Raw genomic sequence first — 12,532 nt, 5'->3', positions numbered from 1 at the left:
TCCTATTAATCAGTTGGAATAAGGGGCCCGGTAGGGACTGACCGGCAATGGCATAGGCCCGCTCAGGTCTTCGAACAAATAGCGCAGATAAGCACTGCCGACGTACTGGCGGTAGTCCTGGGCGTTGTCGACAACGAGTTCTGCACCCAAGTAGAACAGCGAGCTGAGGCGGTATTCGGCGGCAGCGTTGAGGCTGTAGCCGAGGCCGGTTTTGCTGTCGCTGGCATAGGTGCGATTACCCACGGTCTGGCTGTCTTGAAGATCGCTGTGCCCCGGGAAGTAATCGACGCCATCTTGTTCGATATGCTGCACGCCTACCGAAGTTTTTACTTGGTAGCTGAAACGGTCGAAGCTCTGGGCCCAACGGATCGGTACGCCTAGAGAGAAGAAACGTTGCGGGCTGAAGTAACCGCCATGACCGTAGGTGTAATAACCCTGGTTTTCCTTGAACCCCATCACCGAACCACTGATGCCCAAGGTCAGAGTGTTCTGTTGGGTATTGCGCAGATACCAGTAGATGCCGCTGCCCAGTTCCAGACGGGTATTGTCCTCTACGTTGTTACCAAGCATTTCATGTAACGAGGCATAGCCATAAACACCCAGCTCTTGGTTGTCGTAGCTCAACTCTCCACGACCGCCGTTAGCGGTCACACCGCCCCATTTTTCACCAGTGCGCTTATCTTCTGAGCCGGCGAATGAGGTCATACTGTCGGTCACTGGGCGGCGAGAAATATTCGCGCCGTAGCGGAAGTTCGAATTCGCCTCAAACGGTCGCGCAACACTCACGCCACCGATCAATGTATGGTAAGTAAAACCTATCGGGCTGACCCCCAGATCCGCCTTCAACCCTTGATCAGGATTCTCTACAGCGATCGCAAACCCGACGCCGCTGTCGCTTTGCTTACCCAGATCATCATTGGTCCCACCGCCAAAGCGCTGCGCTCCGAAACCTTTTACCGCACCAGACGTCAAATGCACCGGCGTCACCCGCAGCGCTAAGGTGTTATTTCCCACCGGCATCCGCGCTTCAAACGGAGCTTCAACATCAGTGATTTTGCTCAAGCCTTTCTCGCCGTTGTTGCTACGTACGCTCAAACCCTGCACCACGTAATCGGTCCGGTCGCGAAGTATGTTATCCAGTGCTCGGCGCGCCGGGCTCAGCTCGGAGTTGTCGATAGAAGCAATGTTCGACGGTGGCACAAACGGGTCGCTCAGATCGTTGGACGCCACGGACTTGGTCGGCGCGTCGATCGGTGGCGGTATGGTGCCAGAAACCGTCAGGTTATTAACCTGGCGACGCTGGCCTAGCACACCCACGAACGGGTTGTACGAAGTACTTGAGGCGTCAGCCTGGGCTACCTGGGTCTTGGCTTTCATCGCGGTTTCAATCGCTAGGGCCTTTCGCAGCAATTCAGAGGCTTCGCTGTTCTTGCCCAGGCCTTGATAGATGCGTGCGGCCGACGTCAGGATCTCCGGGTTACCCGGTTCCAGAGCCAGCGCCTTATCACTGGCGCTTTGTGCCAAGCCGCGGTCATTAACCTTCAGGGCGATGTCCGCCAGGCCAAGTTGCAGGTGTGCGTTGTTCGGGTTCTGCTGGATCAGCGGCGTATACAGCTCAATGGCCTTCTTGCCATTACCGCTGGCGGCATACATCCGCGCCAGGGCTCCAACGCCCAGAGCGTCGTTGGGACGCTGGGCCAGTGCCGGGGACAGCATGTCGTAGGCGGCCACTAGGTCGTTCTTCGCGCGCAGGGCATCGGCCTGCTTGACCCGGTACAGGTAGATCAAGTCGTCGTAGCGCTGGCGCCCGGTTTCGGTTAAAGGCTGGCCCTGTACTTCGCGTAGGATCTCGCCCGCCTCGCTGTATTTGTTGGCCTTGAGCAGTACGTTGGCATACAGCAGTTTCTGGTCGGAGGTAGGGTTGGTGTTGTTTTCAACCGCATTCTGCATCATGTTTAAGCCATACTGCACAGCGCCGACGTCCACATAAGCGGCGGCCAGCACAGCCACACGCTCAGGCTTATTGCGGGTCAGCGGTTCAGAATGCCCCAGCAACGCCAAGGCTTCCGGGCGCTGGCCACGGCGAGCGGTTTCGATGGCGACGCCGGTCTGCTGGTGCAGCGCGATATCCACCGCGAGCTCGTTCATGTCCGCCGTGCGCTGCGCCGTAGGGATACGCCCTAAAGTGGTCTCGGCCTGATCCCACTCGCTCAATTGCGCCAACAACATGGCGCTGGTGTACAGCGCATCCGGCTCGTTGGGTTGAGTCTTGAGTAAGCCGTCGATCAAGGCACGTGCGTTGCGGATCTGGCCGTCGCGCAGGTACATGCGCGACAGGGCAAAACGCGTCCAAGGGCTTTCCGGATCTGCATCGAGGGCCTGACGATAGGCGGCTTGTGCGCCTTTTACATCACCGCGTTGCTCGGCCAGTTTGCCAATCTGTGTGGCGCGCAATGCGTTGATTTTCACGCTAGGTGCGAACTTCGCGCGCTGGGTCGGAGACACCGAATCGATCAGCTTCAAAGCTTTATCCGGCTGGCCCGATTGGGACAGCACGTTGATCAAGCCACTCAAGGCATCCAGGTCCTCTGGATGACTGGCCAGCACCTTGCGGTAGCCGGTTTCGGCAGCATCGAACTGATTGTCCTGGAATTGGAAACCCGCCAACGTGACAGCCGCGCCAGGCAGGCCAGGATTCAGGCGTTCGGCTTGGGCCACTAGGTCACGGGCCTGAGCGCTGTGGCCGACGCGCTGTGCGTCACGGCTCTGGCTGATCAGGTTCCAATAGCGCACGTCATTCAGGGCGGATTTCCACGCGGCACCGCCGGGCAAGTGCGAGGCTTGGACAAGGTAGCTTTCCGCTTCGCTGTAACGCTTTTGTTGTTGGCGCAACACGCCCATTCCACCAAGGGCATCCACGTCATTGGGTTTTTGCGCAAGGCGCGCGGTCAGTAATAGCTCGACAGTTTTCAGATCGCCGTCATCCAGCGCCTTGAAGGCCTTGGTCATCTGTGGATCACGCTGCCATGTACCGCCACCTTTACCTATGGTGATCCCTTTGTTCATCAGCGCACGAATCTCGGCGTCATCCGGATGCGCGGTGAGGTACTGTTGGAACAGCGACACCTGGTCCGGCTTCGGCGGGCCGAGCCAGATCAGCGCAAAGCGCCAGGTCTCATCGGCGTTACCACCCACATCGTTGTTCGATGCCAGCTTGGCCAGGGCACGAATACCGTCAGGCCGCGTGGCTTGGTTGCGCGCCAGATGCTTGGCGAGGAATAGCGCAACGATTGGATCATTGGGACGCTCACGGCTCAGGCGCTGCAGACCGACGATGGCCTCATTGGTACCTTTGGCGGTAAAACCAAGGGTGTTGTAATACTCACGGGCGATCAAACCTTGAGGCTGGCGGTGCTGGAAAATCTTGCGGTACAAGGCCACTGCTTGTTCACGCTCGGCTTCCGGCTCACCCAGTTCACGAGCCTGCTCGAGCAACTTTGCGTTGTCGGGAACGGCAACGGTGATGTCTTGCTCCAGCTGCAAGGCCTGGCGCGGTATTGGGCTCAACGCTTGCAAGCGGGCCAGGTACTTCTGCGCCTCAGCCGGGCGGTTCTGTTGCACCTGGATCAGGCCGATACCGCTCAACGCATCTGGCTGATCAGGGCTCAGGCGCAGCAGTTTCTGCCACGTTTCGAGGGCGCGTTCGGGGTTCTTTTTAGTCTGCCAGTAATAGCCCTGCTCGATCAGCAGGGATTGCGGGTCGCTGGTTTCAGCAAAGCTGGTGGTCGAGGCTAAGGCAGCGAAAATGGCAATGGCTAGCGTGTGACGGCGCACTCGGCCTCCCAGGAAAGTTTGACCATACCGTCTTGTTCAAAACGGTACTTATGATCGGTAAAGCCCTGGCTGAACAGGCTGAGCATGTAGTCGTAGTAGATCGGCTGCGCACTGTCTGGAGCCGAAGGATCCAGGGCTTTGGTGAGCGCCTCGTCGACCTTGTCCTTTTGCCGCTGCGCTAGGGCGGTTTCGCCGCGGGCTTGGAAGAAAATAAGGGTGGCAGCCGCGAACCCCATCGGCGTGTAGCCGTTGTTTTTCTCGACTTCACCGGTCAGGACGTGGATTTTTTCCGGTGGAAAGCCACTAGCCGATGCAGCCGTCGCGCGTGAAATACCGCCCAGTGATTTGAACATCGGCGCGGCTAATGGATCGCCCTTGGCGGTCATGCCGGCCCACATATAAGTGCGGATCGCATCGTAGCTGCCCAGATCATCGGAGAACGGGTCAACCACAAACAGCCCGGTGTTGGCGCTGGTGGCGCGGTAGCCGACCCAGTTGGCCGCGAGGCCATGGGGGTTGCTGGCGCTGTCAGCAAGCATCCGCGCGTTGCTTTCGGCGACTTCGCTCCAACCGCCGTTCGGCCGCTCTTTCTGGAAGCGACGCAGATGTGCAAGTACTTGATAGCTCGGATTGAAACGCCACAAACCGCCCGCATGCACGTAGCCCTCCGGGCCTGGCAGCAGCATCTTGCCCAGGCCTGGCACACGCACGATTAGGTTGCGTTCAACGTTGGCCAACAACAATTGCGCGTCGGTGCGGTACTGCGGTGCACTCCACACGCGAGCCGCTTCGAGCAACGCGTAGGCCATCCACAAATCAGCGTCGCTGGCGGAGTTCTGGTCGATGACGCCCCAAGTGCTATCGGCTTTCTTGCCCCACAACCAACCGGGTAGGTTCTGGCTGATGTCAGAGCCCGACATGTTGGCCTTGGTCCAGGTCCACAGCTTATCGAAGCTTTCACGATCGTTGCCGACTAGGGCGAAGAACATCGCATAGGACTGCCCTTCCGAGCTGCTTTCGCTGGGTTTCATGGACGAGTTCAGTACCCGTCCATCGTCCTGCACGAAGCGCTTGGCGTAGTTCTGCCACAGCGGCCAGTCGCAGGTTTGCGACTGCGCATTGCCTGCAAACATCACCGTGCCGAGTGCTACCAGGGCCAAACTACCCAGCGGGCTCATGCTAACCACCGTTTTGCACGAGCACGCAGCGACAAGTAGATCAGGTTGGTCACCTCGGCCATGTCCAAGCTGAAGCGGTGGGGCGGGTTGGCACCCAGCTTGTTAAATAGTGTTGAAATGTCATCTGCTGGTCTCACTCACTACCCCTACTCACCCGATTTACAGTTTTAAGACGAAAAAAGGTCGACGATAGCTTGACCTTGTATTTCTAGTTATATGCTATCGGACACAGCCCGTGATATCAAAATGATTGTGCCATTATTTTGAATAATTTAGATTAAATCAATCCGATGAACGGATAATCGCCATTTTTATGACTATTATCCGAGGGTAAATGCACACGCTGTCAGAATATGAACTGAATCGGCCCCCCTCACCTAACGCGCCCAAGACGATATAGTGATGAGTCATATGACGGAGCGACATCATGCGTCACACCGTAGATGAGGCTGCATCACTGATCGATGCGAATGGCGGCGCCGCCGATTAAAAATCGATAAGGCTTGCGCTTCACTGTGGAAACTGGAGAGGCGCTGGAAGCGCTTAAGCCGGCGGAGATTGAAAGCCTGTACCTGTTATTTGAAGACACCGCGCAGGCGCGGGTACAGGCGCTGCTGCTGTGATCGGCGAAGGGATTCACGAAGACGCGCTGCAGCACCTGGTGCCGCAGAACGCCGTTCGGGAGTTTGTCGTTGGGCGCGATGCGAGCCGGACGAAATGGACGTTTTCAGTTCGTCTGGGCGGGCCGCACGCCCGCCTGATTCTGGTACGGTCGAGGCGGGAGGCGATTCGTACCTGGGCCAGCCTGACGGCGGTTGGTCACTTTGCCGAAGGGCTCGGCGTACGAGGCTTTGCGGTTGAACTATGAGTCGTCACTGCGACTGAAACGCAGAAAAAAACCCGTCGAGTACGGGGCTGAGTGGTCGCCTTTGGCGGTCTTGACCTTTGCTACCTGGGTGTCACGGATTACCGGCCATCTGACGGGCGTAATGACGGTCACTAAGATCCTTCTTAGGATCAGCTTTGAGCCAATTCTCCAACTTCGCACAATCTTTGATTGCACGGATCGGGGGAGAGCGCTTAGGTAGCAGTTTCAACTAAGTTTCACTGGCTGCTTTAATTTTGCTACAGCAACACTGAAGCCAAACATAACTAGCAGCAGTGCTTGGGGCTGTTTCTAGCATGACGGCCCGCTGAAATCTGCGCAAAACCCAGCCTGCAGGCCACGGATTACCGTTTGCCTAAGCACGAATAGCTGGACATTTTGCCATCATACAAAATTGTATTTTTCTATTAATTACAATAGCTTATGAGTTTCTACGAGAGAGCATGGGGTGCTAGGGGGCGAGTGTTCGAATCACTCCGTCCCGACCATATTTTTCAATGACTTAGCCCAATCTTCACAGGTTGGGCTTTTTCATGCCTGCGAAAAAAAACCACTAAATCCCCCCCGATTCGTGGGCTGCTATGAATTCGTGGTTATGCCGTACTTTCTTGGTCACACCCATCTCTGAAGAGGGTGGCGGCTTCTCGATGAGCGTGGCTGTTGGCTGCCGTTCATCGATGCGACTTGAACGCAGCTGCTCTGAAAATTACTCCCTATTGGTAGTCAGGTGAATCACATGGGAGAGTTGCATGTACAGCAGCGTTGTTTTGAGTCCGCATTTTGAGGCCTTTGTAGGTAATCCCCCCCATTTTTAGCATTCGCCATATGTAGAGGTCAGGCCACCTGGGCCAATTTCTGTTTGGGGGTTATTCCTCCAAGAGCCATATTCGGGCGCTCGTGATTGTATGTCCAGATCCAACTCGTCCCATAGTCCTGAACTTCAGCTATCGATTCAAACAAGTAATGGCCAAGCCAGTCTTAGCGTACCGTCCGGTTATAGCGTTCGACGTAAGCATTTTGCTGCTGCGGGTTCTCTGGCTGAATATTTTCCAAACGAATACCCTGTTTCTCGGCCTAGCCAGTGAGGTTGGCGCTAATAAAGTCGGGGCCATTATTACTGCGGATTTCCTGTGGTTTTCCGCACCATTCGATAACCTGATCCAATGCCCGCACTACGCGCTCAGAGGGGAGCGACAAATCAATTTTCATACTCAGGGCTTCCCGGTTGAAGTCATCAATCAGATTGAAAACCAGAAAGCTGCTTCCGTCCGCTAATTGATCGTGCATGAAGCTCATCGATCTGCACTGGTTAGTCGCCTCGGGAACGGCCAGTGCCTTAGGCTTTTTGATACGCAGATTTAGTTCCAGCTCGCGGTAAATCCGATATACCCGCTTGTGGTTGCAGCGATAGCCTCTCACGTTGATCAGGTACATAAAGCACAAGCGAAATCCCCAGTACGCTGGTTCTACGTGGGCTGAATCAGTTTATCGGAGATCTCGGCGTTTTTTGGCGCCAAACGCGGCAGTAAACGATAGCGCGAGAGGCTAACCCTGAAAGCCAGGCACGATAATTTGATGCTTCACCGACCTGAGCGAACTGCTTCCTGCGCCATCTCTCGTCGCCGCGATGTCTTCACGCAAAATTTCCTTGATCCGGTCAGGGGAAAATTCTACTTATGATGAGTACTTTTTCAGGGGGATTACCTGCCGCTTTACAATCCAGCGGGCGCGTTAGTACCCGCAACATCTTTCAGTTCAGGCTTCAGGATGTTCGCAAGGGCTTTGGTACGGGCACTTCGATAAGAACAATTTAGATGGAAGTTCGTATCAAAAAAGGCTTCAGGAGGGAAATAAAACTCCTTGGCCTCTCCTAATACGTTTACACCCGACGCCTTTACCTGATTTAACATGCTGTTAAGGGCTTGCTCATAATGGGGTTGTTGCGACTGTGAATCTGATACTGTGATAGACGGTACTATATATAAAGTCCCGCCAAGGCTGGCAATATTTGTAGCCGTTTCCTTCAGGAGTTGTAGGGCTTTTGTATTGACTTTTGAGTCTGGTGCTACTTGAAGGCTGCTTATGGCAGATGTGACGTTGCCACAGGTGTTTAACATGTCACCATATTTATTCATGTTCAGGTAGCTGTACGAGAATTGGGTGGTCGATCCACCATGCTGTTCTTGATATTGCTTTAGCGCTTCTTGCGGCGATAGAATTTTCCGCAGCGGAAAGTTTTTTAGTGTTTTTTTGGCTTTGATCTTGATTTTTAAATTGTCGTACAGGCGTTGGGGGTTAACCGCTGATAAGTACTTGAGCTTTTTCAACAGGCTCATTGAATCAAAGTAATCCCTGTCCCAAGCGACGATTTGATCAATCATCCAGTCTTCCGGTGTATCGAAGTCACGAAAGTAGTAAGGCCATGCCAGGGGCATAATTACGATATCGCCAGATCTGACGTTACGCTCGGCAAAATTTGTTATCCAATCCAGCGGTAGCCCGCCATGCAATGTCATGTTGACGACAGGTCGCCCAAGCTCCTTTTCCAGTTGCGGGCTATCCATTCCGAAAACTCCACTTGAATCACCGACGAGAAGAACGCGGCGCCCCGCAGTGTTTTGGGCGGTGTTTTCCTTTAGGGATATCCAGTTCGCCACATCGTAGGAGGCCGGGATGGGTGCGCCAAGCTGGTAAACGAATGCGCAGTAGTAGGCGCCGAACGCTATCACTGATGCGCCGGCCACGGATAAAGCGAAAGATCTATATGGGTTCATGGTTAGAATTGGAAATATAAGAATGGGCTGATGACATTTGTTCCGAAGGTAGACAGTAGACTGGTGCCTATTAGCGCAACGCAAATTACCCCGGCGGTCACACTCACCATTGAACTGGTTCTCCGTCTTTCGTGATCATCTACTGTGATGTTTTTCTCTAAAAGGTTCAGTATTTCGTAAGTGTTGGGGAATACCCAGATTATTACCAGTGAGACGGTCAGGTAGCCGATAAATGTATGTGCGCTCAATGTATTGAATACGGTTTCCCAAGAAACCGCATCCTGTAGGCCGGCCATTGCAGTAATGATCACCTCTGCGGAATGAATGGTGTCAGCGCGAAAGAACACCCATGCGATCACAACCAGGGTGAACGTCAGCAGCACACCGAGTGGCGCAGTCAAGGCCTTTGGCAGCACCCCTGACAGACGCATGACTGGCGGGAGCTTTTGGAACATGTGGTTTATGCATAAATACGTACCGTGCAGCGCACCCCAAACAACGAAGGTCCAGTTTGCACCATGCCACAGGCCTCCGAGCAGCATGGTCAGCGCCAGGTTGATCAGTCGGCGAGTTTCACCGTTCCGATTGCCACCGAGCGGGATGTATAGGTAGTCCCTCAGGAAATGCGACAACGTCATGTGCCAGCGGCGCCAGAACTCAATAATGTTCTGTGCCTTGTAAGGAGAGTTGAAGTTGATCGGCAGTTTAATCCCGAACAACATCGACAGGCCCACAGCCATATCGGAATAACCCGAGAAGTCAAAGTAGATTTGAATCGTGTATGCCATCGCTCCTGTCCAGGCGATCATAAAGCTAATTGCCTGCCCTGCTGCTGCGGCATGAAACACGGGGTCCGCATACACACTGATGGGGTCTGCGATTAATAGCTTTTTACTCAGGCCAACTGCAAACAGCGCGATGCCAATAGAGATGTTTTTAGATCGGATGCGGTAAATATCCGGGTCGCGAAACTGCGGCATCATCTGGCTGTGGTGCAAGATCGGGCCGGCGATCAGGTGTGGGAACCATGTGACAAACAACAGGTAGTGCCAGAAATTGTACTCCTTGGCTTTGCCTTTCCATGCATCTACCAAAAAGGCGATCTGCGTGAAGGTAAAGAAAGATATGCCGAGTGGCAGAACCAATTCCAGGGTCGGCATATGTACGCCGGTTGACCTCGCAACCTCGCTCAAGAAAAAATTGGAGTACTTGTAATAGCAGAGCAGCAACAAATTGCTGATAACCCCTAAATACAGAGCGATCTTTGCCTTGGTCCTATTGTGCTCCTGATTCTTGGCGATGATATACCCAATGGTGTAATTGAATACGATGGATGCCAGCAAAAGAGGGATATAGGTGGTGCTCCAGTAACCGTAGAAAAATACGGATGCGGCGGCTAGCCATATGGCTGCGGCCTCTTTACCGGCAATGCGTGCGAGTAAGAAAAATCCTACAAATACGATGGGCAGAAAAGCAAAAATGAACTCAAAGGAGGTGAATAGCATAGCTTCCACTGTCTATCTATAGGTTAAAGATCGTTGGATAGTAAGTGTTTGGCTGCGGATTCTACAAGCAGACAGCGGAAATATCTTGGTTTTGAGGAGGGAGGGTTAGTACGCCGGGATAAATAGACTTTTGCGGGGATCCGTAATACATAGGTGTAAGTAAGAAAAATCCTACAAATACGATGGGCAGAAAAGCAAAAATGAACTCAAGGGAGGTGAAGAGCAAAGCTTCCACAGGTTCAAGATCGGTTAGATAGTAAGTATTTGGCGGTGGCTTCTACACGCGGTATCGGATATTTCATGGTCATGGGGAGGAGGGTTAGGTCGGCAGGAGGCCGTGGCTTTTTCATGCCCAGTGACTTTTGCGGGGGTTCACCCGGTTTTCTTCCTCAAGATCGTCAAGGCTGGCTCTTGCGAGTCATTGGGCTAGAAAGACGCCGCAATCGCCTCTGCGAGTTGCTGATCCGACATCAATGGCTGAGGGTAGCTGGCTTTGTAATACCGGGACGCCTGCTCAAACTCAGCGCCCCGAATCTCGCCATCCGAACCAATGAACGTCAGTGCGTCGCTCTTGGCGGATTTGAAGAGGTCTGGAATGCTCGCAGTTGCTGCTGTGGCTCCGGAGATGATCACGCACGGTACAACGGTGGTGATCATGAGTGCTGCCTGGAATGGGTTGTTGTTTTCGGCCGCCACTGCCTGATTGCCAGTCGACGCCACAAAGGCCAGCACCAGTATTTTCCATGACTTCATTCTTGTCTCTTCCTTGCGCACTTACGGGCACCACCAAGGGTTGCCGGAATCTTCCAACACTCCATGCTGCAATGTCTGCACTGCATTTTTGGGTCACCACCATAGCAGAGTGGTGACTCCCGGAAGCGGTCTGGCGTTTCACTTTACGCCACAGCCCTGACGAGCCGGCTGAGCCCGTCAGGCTTTGGGAGCGTTACTTGGACGCGAAGGGCACAGTCGTTTTTGGTGTCGATGAAAGCGCAGAGACAATTTCATCTGAGTTGAGTACGGCACTCAATACGTCAGTGCCGGCGGTAATGACGTTCGTTACCTCACCGCTGTTTTTCGCGTTCTTTGTAGCCAGTTGATTCCCGTGTTCATCGAACACAGAAGCCGTAATGTCGTAGTCGAACCGGGTGCGCATGTAGGCATCAATCTTCCATTCGCGCAGGGTGAGCTTCAAAAGTTTCTGCCCGGGTTTCGCGCTGGCGGCTGAATAAGCGGGCTGCGCCTTGATGGAGGATTTCTCCAGTGCGCCACGCACCGCTTCTCTGATATCGGCCGATAAAGGGTCGCCCGTCAGCGTATTGACATTGAAGGGGTTGTAATAAAGGCCCCTGATGCGCCCAACAAAGTCAGGGGCTTTTTCATCTTTGAGCACGTAAGGCCGCTCATCAATGACGTTTAATTCCACGGGCGTGTCAGAGCGTGCGTGAAGCGCGGGGCTGGATTGTCGGTAGTCGATTTTTTGGCCGAAGGCGCAGCCACCCAGAGCCGTGAAGGCGCACAGGATTGCAAGGACGCGGAGATACAGCATGAGTAAATTCCATTTTAGGGTTAAGAGAGTGATTCTACATTGCCATCATTCGGGCTCCCACCAAAAATGCTCGCGCAGGGCTGGCGCGGGTCAGGAAAACGAGTCAGGAAGGGGATAAGTCATCAAGGGTGGTTACAGGCTCTGATGCCGATGGCCACATTGCGCGGCGCTTGAATGTTCTGCATTGGAGTGGGGTCTGTCAGGTGCTACTCAGATCACACTCCGATGCGACCTCCCGTGAGGGATCGGGCAGTTACCGACAGGCTGTCGTTGGCGCTGGTTGTTCATTGAAAACCTTTATATTCAAGTGAAGCTTGATTGCGTCAATCTGCACTGTTTTCAGCAGATTTATTTGCAGGGGGGCGCCATTGGGCGAGGAGGGGAACATTACGGATAGGCGCCAGGTCGCTTATTTCGGTGTCCATAATGATCCGGGACTATAGTAAAAGCCCACTGCCTCAATAAGAGAGAGCGTTATGAAACGATCAGTGTTGTTTGTTTTAGTAGGACTGGCAGCTACTCCGGTTTTTGCTGCCGATGATTTGTGCACCATCAATCTGCAGAAGCTTTCTGACTACAAGGCCACCGCCAGCACCCTTGGACAACCGCTGCTTGGGCAGATCCACGACGCGCGGGTTGAGGCACAAAAAGCACAGGCTGAAGGCGACATACAGAAGTGCATCAGCCTCACCAATAAAGCGCTGCAGGATGTTGTGAATTCACAAAAAGGTCAGTAACCGAGGTGATCGGACGGCCATGCTGCCAAGGTCGCTGGCCGTCCACGCTTTTCGGGTGAAAACCGGAAA

8 protein-coding genes and 1 pseudogene are annotated in these 12,532 nt (G+C 53.9%); 2 read left to right on the top strand and 7 right to left on the bottom strand.

Annotation, left to right across the window (positions count from 1 at the left end):
• Window positions 1-9: 9 nt before the first annotated feature.
• Together VSQ83_RS14880 and bcsZ are read right to left on the bottom strand one after the other, a co-directional pair.
• Complete coding sequence (locus tag VSQ83_RS14880) at window positions 10-3,834, bottom strand: cellulose biosynthesis protein BcsC (protein WP_326427119.1); 3,825 nt, start codon at window positions 3,832-3,834, stop codon at window positions 10-12.
• The gene (bcsZ, locus tag VSQ83_RS14875) at window positions 3,816-5,012 is read right to left on the bottom strand and encodes a cellulose synthase complex periplasmic endoglucanase BcsZ (protein ID WP_326427118.1); all 1,197 of its coding nucleotides are present in this window, start codon (window positions 5,010-5,012) and stop codon (window positions 3,816-3,818) included. The genes VSQ83_RS14880 and bcsZ overlap by 19 nt, the downstream gene beginning before the upstream one ends.
• A gap of 619 nt (window positions 5,013-5,631) precedes the next feature.
• On the opposite strand from bcsZ, the gene VSQ83_RS14870 reads away from it, so the two are divergent.
• A complete protein-coding gene (locus VSQ83_RS14870; RefSeq protein WP_326427117.1) occupies window positions 5,632-5,880 on the top strand; it encodes a hypothetical protein in 249 nt (82 codons plus the stop codon).
• An 852-nt stretch (window positions 5,881-6,732) separates the two neighbouring features.
• Here VSQ83_RS14870 and VSQ83_RS14865 read toward each other — a convergent pair.
• From VSQ83_RS14865 to VSQ83_RS14845, 5 genes and pseudogenes are all read right to left on the bottom strand, one after another.
• A pseudogene (locus VSQ83_RS14865) lies at window positions 6,733-7,544 on the bottom strand (integrase core domain-containing protein); the annotation flags it as partial.
• A gap of 66 nt (window positions 7,545-7,610) precedes the next feature.
• Entirely contained in the window at window positions 7,611-8,462 is an 852-nt protein-coding gene (locus tag VSQ83_RS14860) for a hypothetical protein (protein ID WP_326427116.1), read from the bottom strand.
• 212 nt (window positions 8,463-8,674) lie between these two features.
• The gene (locus tag VSQ83_RS14855) at window positions 8,675-10,177 is read right to left on the bottom strand and encodes an MBOAT family O-acyltransferase (RefSeq protein WP_326427724.1); all 1,503 of its coding nucleotides are present in this window, start codon (window positions 10,175-10,177) and stop codon (window positions 8,675-8,677) included.
• 426 nt (window positions 10,178-10,603) lie between these two features.
• Window positions 10,604-10,930, bottom strand: a complete 327-nt coding sequence (locus VSQ83_RS14850) for a DUF2388 domain-containing protein (RefSeq protein ID WP_219261185.1) — start codon at window positions 10,928-10,930, stop codon at window positions 10,604-10,606.
• 193 nt (window positions 10,931-11,123) lie between these two features.
• Window positions 11,124-11,726 (bottom strand): hypothetical protein, encoded by a 603-nt coding sequence (locus VSQ83_RS14845; protein WP_219261186.1) that lies wholly within the window; start codon window positions 11,724-11,726, stop codon window positions 11,124-11,126.
• 476 nt (window positions 11,727-12,202) lie between these two features.
• Here VSQ83_RS14845 and VSQ83_RS14840 point away from each other — a divergent pair, with 476 nt between their 5' ends.
• Window positions 12,203-12,463, top strand: coding sequence for a hypothetical protein (locus VSQ83_RS14840; RefSeq protein ID WP_326427115.1), 261 nt, complete (start codon window positions 12,203-12,205; stop codon window positions 12,461-12,463).
• Window positions 12,464-12,532: the final 69 nt, after the last annotated feature.

It is taken from the genome of Pseudomonas sp. DSV-1, assembly GCF_035830915.1.
In the GTDB taxonomy this organism is placed as follows: domain Bacteria; phylum Pseudomonadota; class Gammaproteobacteria; order Pseudomonadales; family Pseudomonadaceae; genus Aquipseudomonas.
The sequence above is the reverse complement of the archived record's forward strand: the minus strand, read 5'-3'. Positions and strand labels throughout refer to the sequence as shown.

Bases quoted from the DNA above. Each gene is read 5' to 3' on its own strand.
- VSQ83_RS14850 (WP_219261185.1), bottom strand. From the start codon at position 10,930: ATGAAGTCATGGAAAATACTGGTGCTGGCCTTTGTGGCGTCGACTGGC.
- VSQ83_RS14855 (WP_326427724.1), bottom strand. From the start codon at position 10,177: ATGCTATTCACCTCCTTTGAGTTCATTTTTGCTTTTCTGCCCATCGTA.
- VSQ83_RS14860 (WP_326427116.1), bottom strand. From the start codon at position 8,462: ATGGATAGCCCGCAACTGGAAAAGGAGCTTGGGCGACCTGTCGTCAAC.
- VSQ83_RS14845 (WP_219261186.1), bottom strand. From the start codon at position 11,726: ATGCTGTATCTCCGCGTCCTTGCAATCCTGTGCGCCTTCACGGCTCTG.
- bcsZ (WP_326427118.1), bottom strand. From the start codon at position 5,012: ATGAGCCCGCTGGGTAGTTTGGCCCTGGTAGCACTCGGCACGGTGATG.
- VSQ83_RS14840 (WP_326427115.1), top strand. From the start codon at position 12,203: ATGAAACGATCAGTGTTGTTTGTTTTAGTAGGACTGGCAGCTACTCCG.